Below are 18,804 nucleotides of genomic sequence, written 5' to 3' on the forward strand. Positions count from 1 at the left end.
TATCGACGGGCGGGCGGATGCCGGGTTGGGAGGTCCCGGCCCGACCGGCGAGAATGGTCCCGACCCAGGGCCCGGGCAGTGGTCCGGGCCGAGCGAGGAGGGATGCGATGACGTCGGGCAGGAGCCGCAGCGGCGGTGGCACCCCCATCGACGAGGCCATCTTCCGCCCCGGACAACCTGCCTCGCCCCGCGACGACACCCCCGACAGCGACACCGAGACGACCCTGCGTCCCGAGGAGCTCACCGCCATCGAGGCGTCGACCACCTGGACGGTGCCGCCGGTGTCGACGACCTCGCCCATGGCCCAGCTGCCCGACGACACCTCGACCATCGCGGCGCACGACCGTCGTATCTTCGGACTTCCCCTGGCGCGGTTCCTCCGGTCGGAGCAGCCCCTGCCGATGAGCGCCGACCTCGTCCCACCCCATGACGACGTCGAGCTCAAGAAGGCCCGACAGGTCGTCGACCTCATCCAGCGGGTCGCCGTCATGGCGATCTCCGTCGGGGCGTCCGTCTCCGACGCCGTCGCCATGGGTCTGCGCATCGCCGACACCTTCGGGACGACGGTGCACATCGACGTCAACAACACGGCGGTCATCGTCACCCAGCAACGCAGTCTCGACGACGACCCCATCACCTCCCTGCGGGTGGTGCGCGGGCGCACCTCCGACTACCACCGGCTCGGGAAGCTGCAGCACCTCGTCGACGACATCTGCTCGGGCCGGGTCGACCTGGCCCACGCCCGCGGGCGCCTCGACGCCCTCGTCACCGCTCCACGACTGTACCGACCCTGGTTCGTCACGACGAACATGGGACTCATGGGCGGGGCCATCGCGGCCCTCTTCGGTGGCAGCGGCTGGGACATGCTCATCTCCTGCCTGGCCACGTGCCTGGTCGACATCACCGTCCAGGCGATGTCGCGCAAGCGCATCACGAGCTTCTTCACCCAGGCCGTCGGCGGGGCGATACCGACCCTCGTCGCCCTCGTCATCATGGTCCTGCGGTGGCGGGCCGGGGTCGACATCTCCCTGTCCCCGTCGCTCGTCGTCGCCTCGGGGATGATCTCGCTGTTGGCGGGGTCCTCGATGGTTGCGGCGGCCCAGGACGCCCTCGACGGCTACGTCGTCACGAGTTCCGGCCGCATCCTCGAGGTCTTCGTCCAGACCGGCGGCATCATCCTCGGCGTCATGTCGGTGCTGTGGATCGGGCTCAAGTTCGGGGTGCCCGGGTACATCAACCCCACCCTGGGGTTCTCCCGGTCGGTGCTCGTGCAGATCATCGCCTGCGCCGCGATCTCGTGGACCTTCGGGGCCACCTCCCACGCCCGGGCACGGACCCTGCTCACCTGCGCCGCCCTGGGGGCTCTGTCATGGATCGGGTACCTGGCCGGGATGGCGGTGACGTCGTCCATGCCGGCTGCCTCGGGGGTCGGGGCGTTCCTCGTCGGCGTCGTCGCCGCCCTCGGGTCGCGCAGTTGGAACATGCCCCAGGTCGGCCTGGTGACAACCGGCGTCGTCCCCCTCATGCCGGGCATGATGATCTACCGCGGCCTGTACATGGTCATGAACCAGCAGTTCGACCCCTCGGCACCGTCCGGGGGCGGCACCGTCCTCATGCAGGCCCTGCTCGTCGGGGTCGCCATCGCGGTCGGGTCGAGCCTGGGAGCGCTCACCGCTCGTCCGCTCATCATTCCGTTGGACCGGGCGACGCGGTCGGCGACCCTCCGGTCGTGGCGGCTGGGCGCCTCGGTGCCGAGGGACTGGGCACCGAGGCATCGGGAGCCCAATGGACAGGAGTCGGCGTCAGCTCGGCGGTCCTGAGCCGATCCTGCGGCCGGACCGGTCGCAGGGCAGGTCTCAGTGCAGACGCCGGACCTCCGGCGCGGTCGCCGGCACGAGGAGCCGGACGATGAGGGAGACGACGACCGGGACAGCAAGGGCGGCCAGGGCCAGCCAGCCCCACGGCACCCCCAGGACCATCGTCGACCCGCTCGCCCAGATGGCCAGCGCGAAGGGCACCGCCCCGACGACGACCCCCGCGAGATGGCCGGAGAGGGTCGTCACGAGCGCCTGCACCGCGGCCATCGACCTGAGGGTCGACGAGGACGCCCCGACCGAGGCCATCGACGCGCGGGCCGACCGCGAGTCCGACAGGGTGAGCGCCATCGTCAGGGCCGCCACCGCGCCGAGCATGACGGCCGCCACGAGGGTCCCCCATCGGACGAGGTCACGCCCGGCGCGCGAGGGACCGGCCTCCCAGGCGAAGTCGTCGGTGCTCCCGGTGATCTCGGCCAGGGCGGCGTTGACCCGCGTCGCCTCCGCCGAACTCGGGGTGTGCGACATCCGGAACCATTGGGTTCCGTCCTGGAGGACGACCTTGTCGGGGGCCACCTTGAGGGCCTTCGCGGCGACCTCGCGGCCGATGAGCACCGGTGCCGACTCCGCCTCGACGGGGGCGGCGTACACCTTGACCGCCGAGGCGTGCTTCCGGGCCTCCTCGGGGTCGTCATACCGTCCCTCGACGATGTTGACGGTCCGCGCCCAGCTGCGTGCCGATTGGAAGACGATCGCCCCGGAGGCCAGCTGGGCACGCACCCTGGCATCGGCCGGCCGTCCGGTGAGCACCTGGTACAGCGTCCCGTCATCGACGGCGACATCGGCGCTGAGCGTCGAGTCGACGACCTGCTGACCGGGTCGGGCCGACGGGATCTCGCCGACGAGGATGTCGCACTGGGAGCGAGTGCAACCCTTGATGCTGGCCTCCCGCTCGGGCGCGCTGCGGACCTCTCCCATGACCGATCGGACCGCGGCGACCTGGCGGTCACGCACCGCGGCGGGAATCGTCCCGTCGGTGTCGATCGAGGTGCGCAGGGCGGCGGTCTGTGCCGGGAAGGCCGGTGCGTAGTCTCGCACGGACTGTCGGTCGGTCGAGTCCGCGACGACGAGGATGGCGCTGAACAGGGCCATGACCGCCATGGACGAGGCGACGCAGGCAGCCGCCCGGGCACGATTGCGTCCCATGTCGCGCAGGGCGAACCGCGTCGCGAGCCCGCCTCGACGGATGCTCGAGATCCGATCGAGCAGCCACGGCAGGGCCACCAGCGAGGCCAGGTACAGCAGGACGACTCCGGTCATGACCGGGATGAAGAGGTACTCACTGCCCGCCGACTGGCCGATGCGCATCTGCCGCCGGTAGAGGATCGGCCCGACCACGGCCGCGCCGATCCCCAGCAGGCCGAGCACCATGGCGAGCCACGGGACCCGCGCCGGCGCAGGTGGCAGGTCGGCCCGACGCACACCGATGAGCGGGTCCTGACCGGCGACCTCCCGCGCGGGGATCCAGCAGGCGACGGCCGAGGCCAGGATGCCGATGACCAGGGCGGTGAGGCAGTACTGCCAGTTGACGTCGTACTGGTTCGGGTAGTCGATGGTGACGTGGTTGCGGATGAGGATGCCGAGGTTCATGGCGCCGACGCCGAGGAGGACTCCGAGGACCGACCCGATCCCGCCGAGCAGCCAGCCCTGGCGTTGGAGGACGCCGACGAGGTCGGCGCGTCCGGCCCCGGTCGTCCCGAGCAGGGCGAGGGTGCGACGTTGCTGTCGGGCACCGATGGCGAAGGCCGCGCCGGCCACCGTCGCGGTGACGAGGGCCGCCAGCACCCCGATGACGAGGCTCAGCGCGTAGACCTGACCCTCGTACTCGTAGTCGTAGCCGCTCATGACGGCGGCCCGGGTGATGACCCCCAGGCCCTGGTCGTTGAGGTCGGCGACCTGACCGTGGGTGGGTTCCGCCCCCCGCACGTAGTAGATCGGTGCCGACGAGGCGACGAGCGGGCTGTTCGGGCCGACCCAGAACCCGGTCTGCCAGGTGTCGACCGTGCGCACCGTGCCGGTCACCGTGTACGTCCGGCCGTTGAGGACGACGGTGCTTCCGGTGGTGAGCGAGAACTGTCGCGCGGTGTGGGCCGTGGGCCACACCTCATCGGCTCCAGGGGTCGGCGTCGACGGCGGCACGACGCGCCCGGGACGCATCCGGTGCAGGTCGATCCCGGTGACGCCGGCGTTGATGTGCACACCACGCCACGACATCGTCACCGTGCCCTGGCGCATGGGGACGAGCTCGTGCCTCGCGAGCGTCAGGTGGGCCAGGGCGGCTTCCTGCTTGGCGGCCAGGGCCGTCGAGGTGGGGGCGAAGTCGTTGCCCGAGCAGGTGGCGTCGCTGAGGTCATCCTGGTGGCAGTGCCCGTTCCAGTTGTCAATCGGCCTGATGATGAAGTCGGCGTCGCCGAGCCGGTCGGTGATCTGGTCACGCTGCGCCGCGCCGTCCATCGTCATGAAGACGCCGAGGGCACTGACCAGGGCCACCGGCAGGGCGACGAGGAGGACAACGAGCACGGCCCGGGCCTTGTGCCGCGAGATGTCCCGCAGCGCGAGGCGGGTGAGCAGACGCCGGTGGGTCGAGCCGCGGGGGACGGCGTCCCCGACGAACCTCACCTGCGCGGAGTGGTCCGCGGTGGGGGAACCCATCACCAGTCCCCTCGTCTGGGGTTGTCGTTGAGCAATTCCATGGGGTCGGTGAGGACGGCGGACTCATCGACGATCCGGCCGTCACGCAGGAAGACGACCCGGTCGGCCCACGCGGCGTGTCGTGCCTCGTGGGTGACGAGGACGACGGCGACGCCCTCGTCGGCGAGTTGTCGCACCAGAGCCATGACCTCATCGCCGGTGGCCGAGTCGAGGGCACCGGTGGGTTCGTCGGCCAGCACGAGACGCCGGTCACCGACGATGGCCCGGGCGATGGCGACCCGCTGTTGCTGGCCACCCGACATCTCGTCGATGAAGCGATCGGCGAGGTCGGCCAACCCGATCCGCTCGAGGGCCTGGCGGGCTGCGGAGCGCGCCTGCGGCGTGGAGACGCCGTCCAGCTCGAGTGGGAGGGCGACGTTCTCCTGGGCCGTGAGCGTCGGCACGAGGTTGAAGTCCTGGAAGACGAAACCGAGCTGACGCCGTCTGATGCGGGCCAGGTCGTCGCGGGTGAGCCCGGCGGTGCACTGCCCCGAGATCGTCACCGTGCCCTTGGTCGGCTGGTCGAGGCCGCCGGCGACCGCCAGCAGGGTCGATTTGCCCGACCCGGAGGGCCCCATGACGGCGACGAACTGGCCGGGGTCGACACCGAGGCTCACGTCGCGCAGGGCGTGGACCTCCGTCTGCCCCGTCCCGAAGGTGCGATGGACGTGGTCGAGGGCGAGCACCGCGCGCGGTGCCAGCCCCGGGACCGCGTCAGCGGCTCGCGATGGCGTCGTCATGACAGGACTCCTGACGTGGTGCCGCCCGTCCCGGGGCCACCGCGGGTGGTCCTGGGGACCATCCGGGTGGGTCGGGACGGGCGAGCGACCGTGGGTGGGATCAGTGGGCGAGCTGGGTCTGTCGGGCCTCGACGTCGGACTCCTCGGAGACCTCCTCGGGGGCGTGTCCGGCGGCGCGCAGGGCAGCCGCCTCGCAGTGGTCGAGCCAGCGGATCTCGGCCTCGGCGTCGAAGACGAGACGCTCGAGGATGAGCTGGCCCGCCAGGTCGGTCTCGGCGACGGTGCGCCGGGCCTGACGGTAGTTCTGCAGGGTGGCCATGGTGGCGCGACGCTGGGTCTGGACGATCGTGGCGACGTCGGCCTTGTCGGTGGTGGCGGCGATGGCGAGCTTGATGGCGATCTCGTTGCGCGGCGGGGTGTCCTGGACGACGGGGCTGTCGAACCACTCCGAGACGGCCTTGCGCCCGGCGTTCGTGATGGTGACGATGACGCGACCGTCCTGGTTCTCCTCCCCACGCACGCACAGGCCGTCACGCTCGAGGCGCTCGAGGGTGGTGTAGACCTGCCCGATGTTGAGCGGCCACGAGTGGTTGGTACGGCGGTCGAACTCCGACTTGATCTGGTAACCGTGGCGCGGCTTCTCTGCCAGCAGGGCCAGGATGGCGTATTTGATGGACATGGATCCTCCGAGGTGAGTCTCGCCGTCGGGACGGCGGGGCTGGTGTGACAATATTATATCGGGTATCGGTTGTGTCAAGAGGGTGGTCGGCACATGTCCGCCCGATGGCGTCAGCCCCATGAGACACCCAACTGGTTCAACGTGCAACCAAGGATAACCTCACGAGGTTCGATTGCCGTCCCAAGGCCACATCTCGTCGCTTCTTCACAGGTGTTCCACAGCATGAGGGGAGGCGCGAGGCCCCGCGGAGCACGCCACCGACACGATATGTGAGACTCATTCTCAAGCACTGCGAGCTCGTGAATACGGTTGCCATCGCCCCGTGGAGCCACCCATATGCACATATCGTGGTGGTCACCCGTCCGGGTGACGACGTTCCTCGGGTCCTGGCGGGCCGTGTCATGGTGGCCCGGCCTGCGGTGGCCGCGGTGGACAGCCGTGGTGGACCGCGCACAGTGGATAGAGTGCGATGCCGTGACCGACGCGGCTCCCACCCCTGCACCTCCACCGGCGCGTGCCCGACGAGCGAGGGTCGGCACGGTTCTCATGTTCGCCGTCAACGGCATCACCTTCGCCTCCCTGGTCCCCCGGTACCCCCAGATCAAGGAGCAGCTCGCGGCGTCCAAGACCCTGTGGGGGCTGGCGATCGGCATCGGGCCGCTCGGCGGGTTGGCCCTGGGGCTGGCGGCGTCGACCCTCATGCGTCGGTTCGGGTCGCGCAACGTCGCCGTGTGGCCGCAGTTGGCGTCGACCGCCTGTCTGCTGCTCATGGCCAATGCCCCGCACATCGCGTGGGTGTTCGTCGCGATGATCACCATGAGCGCCTTCGACGCCATCACCGACACCTCGATGAACTACCAGGGTCTGCGCGTCCAGGAGATGTACGGGCGCTCGATCATCAACACCTTCCACGGATGGTGGTCGGTCGGGGCGGTCGTCGGTGGGCTCATCGGGTCGGCCATGGCCCAGTGGGACGTCGACATCAACGGCCAGACGATCGTCACCCTCGTCATCCTCGCCGGGTTCTGTGCCCTGGCCTGGTCGCTCATGCTGCCGGGGGCCGACGGGGCGGAGTCGTCGGTGGCCGAGGAGGCCGTCGATCGTGATCCGCACGCCAATGCCGTCGTCCCCGTCGGGGTCGGCGGGGAGGGCGGAGTCGACACGGGCGTCGGCACCGGAGCCGACACTGGCGTTCGCACGGGGGGACGGGTACGCGTGCCGGGCTCACTGTGGGTCCGGGCGATCGCCTTGGGGGTCATCGGCTCGCTCGCCGGAGGCATCGAGATCGGTGGGGCGACCTGGGCGCCGCTGTATCTCAGCTCGTCGTTCCGGACGACGCCCTTCGTGGCAGGGCTCGGATTCGTCCTGCTCATGGGGGCCGAGACCCTCGGACGGCTCGTCGGGGACGCCATCGTCAACCGGGTCGGGGTCATGGCGACGGTGGCGCAGGGAGCACTCGTCTGCCTCGTCGGCACCGGTCTGTCAGTGGCCTGGCCGACGACGATCACCGCCCTCATCGGCTTCACGGCCGCCGGTTGGGGGGTCGCGACGATGATCCCGCTGGCCATGCACGCCGCGGACTCCCTGCCCGGCATGAGGGCCGGGGACGGGCTGACGGTGGCCACCTGGGTCATGCGGCTCGGATTCATGCTCTACCCCATGGCCATCGGTGCCCTGGGAGACGCCGTCACCCTCCGGTGGGCCCTGGCCTCCCTGCCGGTCGGCGCGGTGGCGATCCTCCTGCTCATGCCGGCGTTCAGGATGCCGGGGCGTGCCCCCACCTCGTCCCACGCCTCGACGACAGACTGAGGTCCTGTCTCGCCTGGCTCCGGAAATCGCCTCCACTCCACGTGCTTGGCCCACCTTGCTCCGGAAACCGCCACCATCCCGACCTCCGCACCCACCTCGCTTCGCACGTCCCCACCAGGGTGCTCCCGGCGCGCACTCTGCTCCCGAACCCGCCACCATCGCATGCCTCCGGACGCGCACCTCGCTCCGGAAACCGCCACCATCCCGACCTCCGCACCCACCTCGCTCCAGAACCTCCACCCAGCTCCGGGAATACAGGGCGCAAAGTGCAGGTTCCGGCGCGAAGTCAGTGAGACATCCCTCGGCGCGACCGTTTCCGGAGCCAAGTGCCCCCAGCGCCGACGCGATGCAGCACCGTGTGCACCAAAGGCGGCCGGACAACCTCCGGTGCAGGCCCGGGCTCCCGCGCTGTAGCTGCTCCCCCGTCGGGGTCCCGCGTCTGCGACCGACGGCGTCGCGCCCATGCCTCACCGTCCCTCAGGCTGCGCGATGCAGACGTCCACGATGCAGCGCGGCCATGAGGCGGGACGCCGCTTGCTCTGGCCGGGCGAGGTCTCGCGCGTCGAAGCGGATGACGTCCCATCCTTGGGCGCGGATGAGGTTCTCCCTGCGCTTCTCCGCCATGACGACATCCGTCGCGGTGACGCCTGGCTCAGCCAACGGACCATACTTGCCCTTGCCGTCGTACTCCCCGACCACCCGGTGCTGCTCCCATCCGAAGTCAGTCCTGGCAATGAACTCGTCGTGCGCGTCACGGACCTCGAGCTGGAGTGTTGGCGCAGGACACCCGAACTGCACGAGCAGCGCCCGCATCATCGACTCTCCCGGACTCTCGGATCGGGCATCGGCGAAGGCGACGACGCGTCGAGCCGTCGCGTTGCCGGGTCGACGCCGTCCGCGTTCGACCACCCGAGCCATGACCTCGCGCGACCTGCCTTGACGGAGCACCCAATCGGCCGACATGACGCCGACGGAGAACCCATATTCGCGCGCCATGTCGACAGCGGTCCGTTCCGGCGTCGTCACCCTCATGCCACGGACGAGGGTCACCTCGTCGTCAGGAAGCGGGCAGGTCCTCGTCACGAGCCATTTTCGACGATGTCGGGCGCTCGCCTCCGATCGCGTCACCGTGACGGCCTCAGGAACCCTCGACGGCAATGGGAACCCGTGGACGACGGCCGCCGAGATGTGCGACAGGACAGCGGCGTCGTCGAGGAGAGGAAGAGTGGCGGCGATGAGATCAAGGTGCCCTTGATGCGCCGAGACGTCACCGGGAAGGGTGCGCACCGCGCCATGTCGCACCCGGACCACGTCGCCGCTGCGAACGAGACGTCGGACGGTGGACGGACTCACCCCGAGGTCGACGAGGTCGGACACCCGCTCGATGCGTCGGGACTTCGGCAAAGCTCTCATGGGTCCAGCCAGCCACACCAACGGGCCACATCCGAGGGGCAATTGGAAATCTGTGGACAACGATCGCCTTCGTTCGAGTTGTCCACACGCCCCTTGTCACCCGCGCGGCTATCGTCCGTCCCATTCCTGCGCATGTTGATGAGACGCCGCGCTCGTCAAACTCTCCGTCCGGCCCTCTCTCGCCCCCTGACACCCTGCGGCCCCTGCGCCGTCGCACCGTGCCGCGTCGCGCCTCGTCCCCCCGCCTCTTATACACATCTGACGCTGCCGACGATACTCCTTGTGTAGATCTCGGTGGTCGCCGTATCATTAAAAAAAAAAATCATAGCCCCATTGTTTCTCCGTCACCNCACTTCCTGCGGGTCCCTCGTCGGCGTTGACGTAGAGGGGTCATCGTGGGAGGACCTGTTGTTTCCGGCAAGAAGCAAAGAAGTGATCTCACGATGACCCACAACCAGTCTGCCCTGTCCGCGCTGATTCAGGAAGTCCTGGCCGATCCCGACCTCGCTCATTCGGACGTGTTCCGACGGATGCTGCAGGCGGGGCTGCAGGACCTGATCAACGCCGAGGCGACCGCGAGGATCGGCGCGGCCCCGCACGAGCGCACCCCGGAGCGCACGACCCGCCGCAACGGGACGCGCTCCAAGACGCTGGCCACTCCAGCCGGCGAGGTGGACCTTGCGATCCCCAAGCTGAGGGAGGGGTCGTTCTTCCCGTCCCTACTGTCCCCACGCAGGAGGGTCGACAAGGCCCTGTACGCCGTGATCGCCACTGCCTGGATCGACGGCGTGTCCACCCGCAAGGTCGACCAGCTGGTGCGCGCCCTGGGCAACGACACCGGCATCTCCCGCTCCACGGTCTCGCGGATCTGCACCGAGATCGACGAGACCGTCGCGCAGTTCCTGACCCGACCCCTGGACCACACCTGGTTCCCCTACCTGTTCCTGGACGCCACCTACCTCGACGTCAGGGTGCGGGGCCGCGTCGTCTCCCAGGCCCTGGTGGTCGCCACCGGCGTCTCCGGTCAGGGGCGCCGCGAGATCCTCGGGATCAGCCTGGGGGACGCCGAGACCACCGACTTCTGGACAAGCTTCCTGCGCTCCCTGCGCGAGCGGGGCCTGAAGGTCGCCTCTCCGGCGGACCCCGCTGGGGTCGCGATGGTCACCAGCGACTCCCACGCCGGCCTGAAGGCCGCGGTCAAGGCGATCCTGCCGGGAGCGGCCTGGCAGCGGTGCCGTGTGCACTTCTCGCGCAACGTCACCCAGCGCCTGGGGTCGGCGCGCTCCAAGCCCGTGAACGCGCTGATCTCCACAATCTTCGCCCAGACCACGCCCGAGGCCGTCACCGCCCAGTACCAAGCGGTCACCGACTCCCTGACCGGCTCCTTCCCCGAGATCGCCCACATGCTCGCCGACGCCGAGGCCGACCTGACGGCCTTCGCGGCCCTGCCCAGGGAGCACTGGCAGAAGATCTGGTCCAACAACCCCATCGAGCGGCTCAACCGCGAGATCAAGCGCCGCGCAGACGTCGTCCAGATCTTCCCCGACCGCCAGTCCGTCACCCGCCTCATCGGAGCCGTCCTGATCGAACAGCACGAGGAATGGCAGTACGGCGAACGCCGCTACTTCTCCGACACCTCCATGCGCAAACTCATCCACACCCTCACCGACCACCACGACGCCACCAGACCCCAACTTCACCTCACCGCCTGACCCCCACCCAGCAGACGAAGTGACACCACTCAAAGGGACTTGACTGCAGGCTCTGGAGCGACGCCCGAATAAGGGGGTGATTCGGGAGCGACGCCGAAAGAAGGGGTGATCCGGAGCGCAGAGGTTCTGGAGCGACGTCGAGGTGGAGGGACAGAGTCCGGAGCAGCGTGGACCTATCGGAGCAACGTCAGGGCCAAGGGGGGGCGAATCCCGGAGCTGCGTGGTGATTTCGGAGCCAAGTCACAGCGGGGGCGACCCACAAGTCACAGCGGGGGCGACCCACGAGTCACCGCGGGGTGACCCACGAAGGGAACGCGCTTTCGACGTCCCAGCCCCGGGAGCACGTCGACCGACGGTCTCAGCCGTCGACCACGGACCTCAGGCGTCGGCCGAGACGAACCGGCGACCCTCGAAGGCCCTGCTCAAGGTGACCTCGTCGGCGTACTCGAGGTCGCTGCCGACCGGCAGGCCGGACGCCAGCCGCGAGACCCGCACGCCCATCGGTCCCATGAGGCGCGAGAGGTACGTGGCGGTGGCCTCGCCCTCGAGGTTTGGGTTCGTCGCGAGGATCACCTCGGTGACGGTGCCGTCCGCCAACCGCTGCATGAGCTCGCGAATGTGCAGGTCCGCGGGACCCTTTCCGTCCAGGGGCGAGATCGCGCCGCCGAGAACGTGGTAGAGCCCACGGTACTCGCGGGTCCGCTCGATGGCGACGACGTCCTTGGACTCCTCGACGACGCAGATGATGGTCTGGTCCCGTCGCGGATCCCGGCAGAATCGGCAGGTCTCGTCCGAGGACACGTTGAAGCAGACGTCGCAGAACCGTGCCTTCTCCTTGACCTCGCGGAGGGCGTCGGCAAGGGCCGTGACCTCCTCCTCGGAGGCGTCGAGGATGTGGAAGGCGATGCGCTGGGCTCCCTTCGGCCCGATCCCGGGGAGCCGGGAGAGGGCGTCGATGAGATCCTGCAGCGGACCGTCGTACATCTGGTCTCCTCGTCGTCACGGGTGCCCAAGCCGGGAGGACGCCCGGAAGCACCTCGACATGCTACGACGCCGGACCCATGGCTCGTGCGCGCCGCGCGGGTGGCCCGAACTCGCCGTGGGGAAGCTCAGAAGCCGAGGTTGGGCAGCTGAGGGGCCAGTGACTGCTGCATCGCCGAGGCCTTCGCCGCTGCGTCATGGACGGCCGCGACGACGAGATCGGCCAGGGTCTCGGTGTCCTCGGGATCGACCGCCTCCGGGGCGATGACGAGCCCCTGCAGCTCACCGGTGCCGTTGAGGGTCGCGGTGACGAGGCCACCACCGGCGCTGCCCTCGAAGGTCGTCGACTCAAGGGTCTGCTGGGCCTGGGCGATCTGCTCCTGCATCGCCTGGGCCTGGGCCAAGAGGCCGGACATGTCGAACCCGCTCATGTCGAATCCGCCGGTGGGCGTGGTCATGGTCTTCCCCTGTCATCCGCGTGGTCGGTCGGCCACCAATCTACCGGCCCTCGGCCCGCTCCCCGGGGCCAAGAACCACCCCGCCCAGCTCACTCATGATGAGCTCGACCGCCGATTCCCGGGGGGCGTCGACGACGACCTCATCGAGGTCCTCGTCCGGCGGCACCTCCTCCGGCTCCGGAGGCGGCTCGGGAGCCTGCCGGAGGGCGTCGGGCCGCCCAGGTCCCCCAGCCGGAACAGTTCCCCCAGTCAGTCCCGTGCCACGAGTCGGTCCGGTCCCGCGAATCGGTCCCGTGCTTCGAGCAGGGCCCGTGCTTCGAGGCTGGGCCGGAGCCAGGGAATCGGCTCGACGCGATGGCACACGCGGCACGACCGCTGCCCCCGATCCGTCCAGCGAAGCATCGCCACGGCCCGAGCCGGCTGTGGCCCGCCTGGCCGGAGTCTCGGCCTGGCGACGTGCCGCCGCCAGGAAGTGCGAGCGCGCCGAGGCCGGGTAACTCCCGCCCTCGGGGGAGGCCGAAGGTCCCTTCTCGGACGCTGGCCCCCCGACGGCACCGGACGCCTCCTCCGGGCGAGAGTCGTTCCCGGAGGCCGAGTCGGGGCTGGAATCGGGGCCCTCATCGCGAACGGAGCCCACACCCTGACCCGATGATGACCCCGGCCCCCCGGACGTCCCACTCACGCTTCGAGGTTCCGACTGTCCGTGTCCCGAGGAGGATGACCCGTGACCCGGCGCCGCCTCACTCCCGGCGCCGGGACCGCGAGGGTCCGGGGCATCGCCTCGTCCCGACCGCTCCGCAGCCCGCCCGGACGGTGCTGTCGCGCCGGGTCCACCTCCGGGTCCGCCGGGCCCCCCGTCAGCCAGCACCGGGACGAAGGTGAGATCAGCACCGAGCACCTCGACGACGGCGTCGTGCAGCACCGTGGCGTGGTCGGCCTGGTTGAGGGAGTCACGGGCTCCCGGATTGGCGAACCCCAGCGTCACCCGATTGCCGTGCACCTCGACGACGTGTGAGTACTGGCCCAGGACGAGGGCGAGGAACCGCCCCTTGCCACGGACGACGTCGAGGATTCGGGGCCATTCCCGCCGCAGGGTCGTGATGTCGACCCCACCTGGAGCCCCGCCCCCCTGCTGGGACTGGGGCTCCAGGGCCGGGGACTCCTGGGGCTGCGGCGCGGGAGCCTGCGACGCCGGTGGTCGTCCCGGCTGGTGCCGCGCGGCCTGTCCCGTGGGCGCTGCCGCCGACGGCGGCCGTTCGGGCGCGGCCGCTGCAGGCCGGGGACGCGGGCGAGGCCGCTGCTGGGGCGCCCGCGGAGCCGGTTCGGGGGCTTGGTCCTGCGTCACGCTCGGCGACGGCGTCCCCTGGGGGACGGCCCCCGGCACTCCCTCCGAAGCTGGAGTCTGCACGGACCCGGCATCATCGACACCGACGATCCCGACTCGCCGCTCGAGCCGGTCGAGGCGGGCATGGACGCCACGGTCGTCGACGTCGGCCCCGGGCAGCAGGATGCGCGAGCACATGAGCTCCAGGTGGAGCCGCGGGGCGGTCGTCCCGCGCATCTGGGTGAGCCCGGTGGCCAGGACCTCGGCGGACCGGGTGAGCTCACCGGCGCCGAGACCGGCGGCCTGGTGCGACAGCCGGGTCGCCTGCTCCGGGGAGACGTCGATGAGCCCGGTGCGCACGGCGTCGGGCACGGCGGCGATGATGACGAGGTCGCGCATCCGTCGCAGCAGGTCCTCGGCGAACCGGCGCGGGTCCTGGCCGACCTCGATGACCTTGTCGATCGCGGCGAAGACCTCGTGGGCGTCCCCGGCGGCGAAGGCGTCGACGATGCGATCGAGCAGGGCGTCGGGCGTGTAGCCCAGCAGCGCCGCGGCCTGGTCGTAGGAGACGCCGTCCTCGTCGGCCCCGCCGAGGAGCTGGTCGAGCACGGACAGGGAGTCACGGACCGATCCACCACCGGCGCGCACGACGAGCGGCAGGACGGCGTGGTCGACGTGGATGCCTTCCTGCTCGCAGAGGGTCTCGAGGTAGGCCACGAGGGTCTTGGGCGGGACCAGCCGGAAGGGATAGTGGTGCGTCCGCGAGCGGATGGTGCCGATGACCTTGTCGGGTTCGGTCGTCGCGAAGATGAACTTGACGTGCGGCGGGGGCTCCTCGACGAGTTTGAGCAGGGCGTTGAAGCCCTGCGTCGTCACCATGTGGGCCTCGTCGATGATGTAGATCTTGTAGCGCGAGTGCACCGGGGCGAAGAAGGCGCGTTCCCGCAGGTCACGGGCGTCGTCGACACCGCCGTGGGAGGCGGCGTCGATCTCGATGACGTCGATCGATCCGGGGCCGCCACGGGCCAGGTCACGGCAGGACTGACACGTCCCGCAGGGCTGCGGGGTCGGACCCTGCTCACAGTTGAGGCAGCGGGCGAGGATCCGCGCGCTCGTCGTCTTGCCGCAGCCGCGCGGGCCGCTGAAGAGGTAGGCGTGGTTGACGCGGTTGTTGACGATCGCGCGCTTGAGCGGCTCGGTGACGTGCTCCTGCCCGATGACCTCGTCGAAGGTCTCGGGTCGGTACCGCCGGTACAGGGCCAGCGGCGCCTCGGGGACGTCGTCGGCGGGCAGGTCGGCAGGTCGGGTGAGTTCCTCGACCCGCTCGGCGAGGCCATCGGTGCCGGGCGCGACGTCGTCCTCCTCGGACTCCAGACCGTCGGGTTCGATCGGGCTCTCCGGCCCGTCCAAGGGCGAGGGCTCCTCGGCGTCGTCGACGACGTCCTCCTCCGGCGTCGCCTCGACGGAGTACGCGGGGTCGCTCACCGGGGACGGCGTCTCCTCCCCGAAGAGATCGGGGCCGTCCTGGTCGTACTCGTCGTCGACGGTGGTGTCGTCGATCGGATCGAAGTCCTCATCCACGCCCAGAACCCTAGTTGACCCCTACGACAGTTTTCTCGGGGACGTCGTCGACGGCTCCGCCAGGGCTTCAGAGCAGGAAGCCGAGGGTGATGACGAGCACCGTGACCACGGCGAAGACGAGCCAGGACCCGATGACCGGCTGACGCGCAGGATGCCCCAGTCGTGCGGCCTTTCGCCCGCATGAGCTGACGATGATCGGGGGGATGAGGAAGGCCAGGATCTCGGCGCCGATGACGACGATCGTCACCCAGTCGGGGACTCCCGGAGAGTGCAGTTGCGGGTAGCCGAGATTGGCCGGCAGGAGGGTCTGGACGAGCATCGCGGCCAGTCCCGAGAAGACGAAGAGGAGGGTGGCGGCCCACGTGATGCCGTGCCAGATGATGCCCGCACGGTCGGTCGTGACGATGCGACGCTGCGCCATGCGACCTCCCGTCGGTACCTCCGGGCCGGGCGACCCGGACAAGAAAAGGGGCTCCCCGCGCACCCGGTAGAGCCAACGTACCCTTGCTGCCTCTCGGCCCTGGGGGGGTTCGGTCGGGTGCCGCCGCACGGGGAACCTTCACCCATGGTACGGGCCGGGCTCGGGTGACACAATCTCAGGACGCCCCGGGTCGCCGAAGCCTGGTGCGGACGCCAACCGAGACACACGCGAGGAGGACGAGATGACGAGGATCGACGTGTGGCTGTGGTCGGTGCGGGCCTTCAAGACGCGCTCCCTGGCGACCGCGGCCATCCGCGGCGGCCACGTGCGCCTCAACGACGAGCCGGTCAAGCCCGCTCACGAGGTCAAGCCCGGCGACGTCGTCACCGTGCGCACACCGGGCTGGGACCGCGTCCTCAAGGTCGTCGACCCCATCCGCAAACGAGTCGGGGCCAAGGACGCCGCCCTGGCCATGGAGGACCTCTCGGCACCACGCCCGGAGTACCTCAACGCCGCCGTGGGGCGCCGGGATCGTGGCACCGGCAGGCCCACGAAGAAGGATCGCCGCGAGATCGACCGGCTCCGGGGCAGGTCGGGGGCCTGACGACCACGCCCCCGGTCCCATCGCGGGAGCCGGGGGCGTCATGGCTTGTCAGGAGCCTGGTGGAGGATACGAGATCCCGTAGGGGATCCCCAATACCCAACGCCACACGAAAAAGATCCCAAAGCCGAAGCCGGGATACACTCCACAGCGCACTTCGAGGGTGCTAGCAAGCCGACCCGACGCGAGCCCAACCAGCGAGCGCCGACAAGAGGCAAGAACTGTCGTCAATCGCAGGGCCCAGCGCTCTACAGAGCTACTCTTCATTCCCAACAGCCTTGTAGGCGGCGAGGAGGACGAGGAAGATATTCACCACCTCATTGCTGGTGCCGACCTGAACCGCCAACCGCGCATCCGGCGACTCCCTCGCGGTGAGGTAGAGCAGCACCGCAAGTAGGTAGACGAGAAGGTAGTCGGCAAGGGTTGAGACGCGGTCCCTTCCTGCGGGAGTCTCAGGGGAGTCCACTTCTTCGAGAGCACCATCGTCCACCGTAGGGGCTCCCTCATCCTGCGCAGACATTGCCCCACCTGCTTCAACCACCATGCGGGCCTGCTCCAGGATGTGGGACCAGTCCACCGACGCGAGCTGCTGGCCCGCAACGGCCTGTAGCGCCTTCTGCCACGCGGTCGTGTCGAGGAGATCGGCGGCCCCAGGGCCCTGAAAGGGCTTCATCCTCGCGGTGAGCTCCGCGACATGGCGCACGTGCATCTTGATCATGGTCTCGTAATCGGCCTGCGCAAAGGGGCTCTTCAGGATCCAGGGTGTAGTCGGGGTCTGAATCCTCCGGTCTCCAGGAGTGATCTGGTGATGTAGTGGGTGAGGTTGCGGAATCCCAGGGCGATGCCGCGGAGGTGTTCGAGTCTGCCGTTGATGGCTTCACTGGGCCCGTTCGAGGTCCCGGGGTGGTCGAAGTAGGCCAGGATGTCGTCGGCCCGCTTCTTCAGGGTGTGGCCCAGAGTGGTGACTTCGGGCAGGGCCTTCGGGACTTTGGTGGCGATCGCGTCGATGAGGTGGGCCATGATGCGTCTGCCCTCGGCACGGTTCTCGGCGCGGTAGGCGGCCACGATCTCCTGGTAGACCGCCCAGGTGACCTGGACCGGGGCGTGGGCGTCGGCGGCGAACACCTGTTCCAGGCGGGCGGCCTGCCGGTCGGTGAGCAGGTCCCGGCCCGTGTGCAGGGTCAGCCTGACCCCGAACAGGGGGTCGCCCGCCCGGCCCCGATGGCCCGTGGTGTCCTGCTGGACGCGTTGGCGGGTGACATCGAGCTGGTCGCCGGCGAGCTGCACGACGTGAAACGGATCCACGACCTCGACCGCGGCCGGGAGTTCTTCGGCGGCTGCGGTCTTGAAGCCGGTGAACCCGTCCATCGCCACGATCTGGATGCGGTCGCGCCAGGCCTGGTCGCGGCCGGCCAGCCAGGTCTTGAACACCTTCTTGGAACGTCCCGCCACCATGTCGAGCAGCCGGGAGGCCCCGGTGCCGTCGCGNCCCGACGGTTCCCGTCGAGGGTGTTGCGCCAAGCTCGACGACCCGGTCGGTGTAGACCATCGACATGTAGTTCGAGCCGTGATCGGCGTGATGGATCAGCCCGTCCAGCGGGCCGTCCGCGCCCCAGGCGGCCATGTCCAGCGCTTGCAGCGGCAGCACCTCCGCGCGCAGCGTCGCCGCGACGTTCCAGCCCACGATCCGACGTGAATAGACGTCGGTGACGAACGCGACGTATGCGAAGCCCGCCCAGGTGGCCACATACGTGATGTCTGCAACCCAGAGTCGGCGCGGCGCGTCCGCACGGAACCGCCGCTGGACGAGGTCCCGCGGTAGGGCCTGCGCCTTGTCCGGCCTGGTCGTGAACACCTTCTTCGACTTGCGAACCCCACGCACTCCCGCGAGGCGCATGAGGCGCTCGGTCTGGTCGCGGCCGATGCCCCACCCCTGCCGTTTCAGGAGAGCATGCATCTTCCGCCGCCCGTAGACGCCGTAGTTCTGCGCATGCAGCCTGGCGACCTCGGGCACCAGCAGCTCGTCGCGCAGCTGCCGGGCGGAGGCTACGCGGGTCTTCGCGGCGCGATACCCGCGGGACGTGATGAATCCCTGCACTGCCGGGCGCAGCGTCCGGCAGATGAGCTCGACCCCGAACCGCTCTCGATACTCGTCGATGAAGCGGATCATCCCGGTCAGGGCCGGTCGAGCTCCTTCGCGACAAACACGCTCGCAGCCTTGAGGATCTCATTCGCCTTCCGCAACTCGGCCACCTCGCGGCGCAGGCGCTTGTTCTCCTCAGCGACATCGCTCGGGACACCGGGCTTCGCGCCGGCGTCGACCTCGCGGCGGCAATGCCACACCCGCAGCGTCTCCGCGCTCATCCCGAGGAGCCCCGCAACATGCCGCACGGCGGACATCAAATTCGAGTGCTCACCAGAGGCCTTGGCCTCATCGAGCATCCGCAGCGCGCGCTCGCGCATCTCGGGAGAGTACTTCTGGTTCATCGTGTTCCATCCTTGCTTCAAGAACGGAACGAA

At 69.6% G+C, this 18,804-nt stretch carries 13 protein-coding genes, 1 other RNA gene and 3 pseudogenes; 4 read left to right on the top strand and 13 right to left on the bottom strand.

Features of this window, described 5'->3' with window-relative positions; genetic code table 11:
• Positions 1-107: 107 nt before the first annotated feature.
• Entirely contained in the window at positions 108-1,820 is a 1,713-nt protein-coding gene (locus tag E0E30_RS11460; RefSeq protein ID WP_245306591.1) for a threonine/serine exporter family protein, read from the top strand.
• Positions 1,821-1,856: 36 nt separating this feature from the next.
• On the opposite strand, the gene E0E30_RS11465 is transcribed toward E0E30_RS11460, so the two are convergent.
• The 3 genes from E0E30_RS11465 to E0E30_RS11475 all read right to left on the bottom strand — a co-directional run bounded on the left by E0E30_RS11465 (position 1,857) and on the right by E0E30_RS11475 (position 5,984).
• Positions 1,857-4,526, bottom strand: coding sequence for an FtsX-like permease family protein (locus E0E30_RS11465; protein WP_130866386.1), 2,670 nt, complete (start codon positions 4,524-4,526; stop codon positions 1,857-1,859).
• Positions 4,526-5,305 (bottom strand): ABC transporter ATP-binding protein, encoded by a 780-nt coding sequence (locus tag E0E30_RS11470; protein WP_130866387.1) that lies wholly within the window; start codon positions 5,303-5,305, stop codon positions 4,526-4,528. Before E0E30_RS11470 ends, E0E30_RS11465 begins: the two co-directional genes overlap by 1 nt.
• 100 nt (positions 5,306-5,405) lie before the next feature.
• Entirely contained in the window at positions 5,406-5,984 is a 579-nt protein-coding gene (locus tag E0E30_RS11475) for a helix-turn-helix transcriptional regulator (protein WP_130866388.1), read from the bottom strand.
• Between the two features lie 474 nt (positions 5,985-6,458).
• Between E0E30_RS11475 and E0E30_RS11480 the strand changes: the two genes are divergently transcribed.
• Positions 6,459-7,793: an MFS transporter gene (locus E0E30_RS11480; protein ID WP_245306592.1), complete on the top strand. Its 1,335-nt coding sequence runs from the start codon at positions 6,459-6,461 to the stop codon at positions 7,791-7,793.
• A gap of 477 nt (positions 7,794-8,270) precedes the next feature.
• Here the strand turns inward: E0E30_RS11480 and E0E30_RS11485 are convergent, their stop codons facing one another.
• On the bottom strand, positions 8,271-9,206 hold the full coding sequence (locus E0E30_RS11485) for a type IV toxin-antitoxin system AbiEi family antitoxin domain-containing protein (RefSeq protein WP_130866390.1): 936 nt from the start codon (positions 9,204-9,206) through the stop codon (positions 8,271-8,273).
• Positions 9,207-9,649: 443 nt separating this feature from the next.
• On the opposite strand from E0E30_RS11485, the gene E0E30_RS11490 reads away from it, so the two are divergent.
• Entirely contained in the window at positions 9,650-10,918 is a 1,269-nt protein-coding gene (locus tag E0E30_RS11490) for an IS256 family transposase (protein WP_130866391.1), read from the top strand.
• 378 nt (positions 10,919-11,296) lie between these two features.
• On the opposite strand, the gene recR is transcribed toward E0E30_RS11490, so the two are convergent.
• From recR to ffs, 5 genes and pseudogenes are all read right to left on the bottom strand, one after another.
• A complete protein-coding gene (recR, locus tag E0E30_RS11495) occupies positions 11,297-11,902 on the bottom strand; it encodes a recombination mediator RecR (protein ID WP_130866392.1) in 606 nt (201 codons plus the stop codon).
• 125 nt (positions 11,903-12,027) lie between these two features.
• Positions 12,028-12,357, bottom strand: a complete 330-nt coding sequence (locus E0E30_RS11500; RefSeq protein WP_130866393.1) for a YbaB/EbfC family nucleoid-associated protein — start codon at positions 12,355-12,357, stop codon at positions 12,028-12,030.
• A 946-nt stretch (positions 12,358-13,303) separates the two neighbouring features.
• Positions 13,304-15,241, bottom strand: a pseudogene (locus E0E30_RS11505) (DNA polymerase III subunit gamma and tau); the annotation flags it as partial.
• Between the two features lie 88 nt (positions 15,242-15,329).
• Positions 15,330-15,683 (bottom strand): hypothetical protein, encoded by a 354-nt coding sequence (locus E0E30_RS11510; protein ID WP_130866394.1) that lies wholly within the window; start codon positions 15,681-15,683, stop codon positions 15,330-15,332.
• A gap of 43 nt (positions 15,684-15,726) precedes the next feature.
• Positions 15,727-15,823, bottom strand: an RNA gene (ffs, locus tag E0E30_RS11515) — signal recognition particle sRNA small type.
• A gap of 101 nt (positions 15,824-15,924) precedes the next feature.
• On the opposite strand from ffs, the gene E0E30_RS11520 reads away from it, so the two are divergent.
• A complete protein-coding gene (locus tag E0E30_RS11520) occupies positions 15,925-16,287 on the top strand; it encodes an RNA-binding S4 domain-containing protein (RefSeq protein ID WP_130866395.1) in 363 nt (120 codons plus the stop codon).
• Positions 16,288-16,540: 253 nt separating this feature from the next.
• Here the strand turns inward: E0E30_RS11520 and E0E30_RS11525 are convergent, their stop codons facing one another.
• From E0E30_RS11525 to E0E30_RS11540, 4 genes and pseudogenes are all read right to left on the bottom strand, one after another.
• The gene (locus E0E30_RS11525; RefSeq protein ID WP_130866396.1) at positions 16,541-17,002 is read right to left on the bottom strand and encodes a hypothetical protein; all 462 of its coding nucleotides are present in this window, start codon (positions 17,000-17,002) and stop codon (positions 16,541-16,543) included.
• Positions 17,003-17,034: 32 nt separating this feature from the next.
• A pseudogene (locus E0E30_RS11530) lies at positions 17,035-17,772 on the bottom strand (ISL3 family transposase); the annotation flags it as partial.
• A gap of 13 nt (positions 17,773-17,785) precedes the next feature.
• Positions 17,786-18,454: pseudogene (locus E0E30_RS13950) on the bottom strand (IS3 family transposase); the annotation flags it as partial.
• Positions 18,455-18,459: 5 nt separating this feature from the next.
• The gene (locus tag E0E30_RS11540) at positions 18,460-18,771 is read right to left on the bottom strand and encodes a transposase (RefSeq protein ID WP_130866397.1); all 312 of its coding nucleotides are present in this window, start codon (positions 18,769-18,771) and stop codon (positions 18,460-18,462) included.
• Between the last annotated feature and the right edge of the window lie 33 nt (positions 18,772-18,804).

Source organism: Acidipropionibacterium timonense (genome assembly GCF_900605005.1).
GTDB lineage: Bacteria > Actinomycetota > Actinomycetes > Propionibacteriales > Propionibacteriaceae > Cutibacterium > Cutibacterium timonense.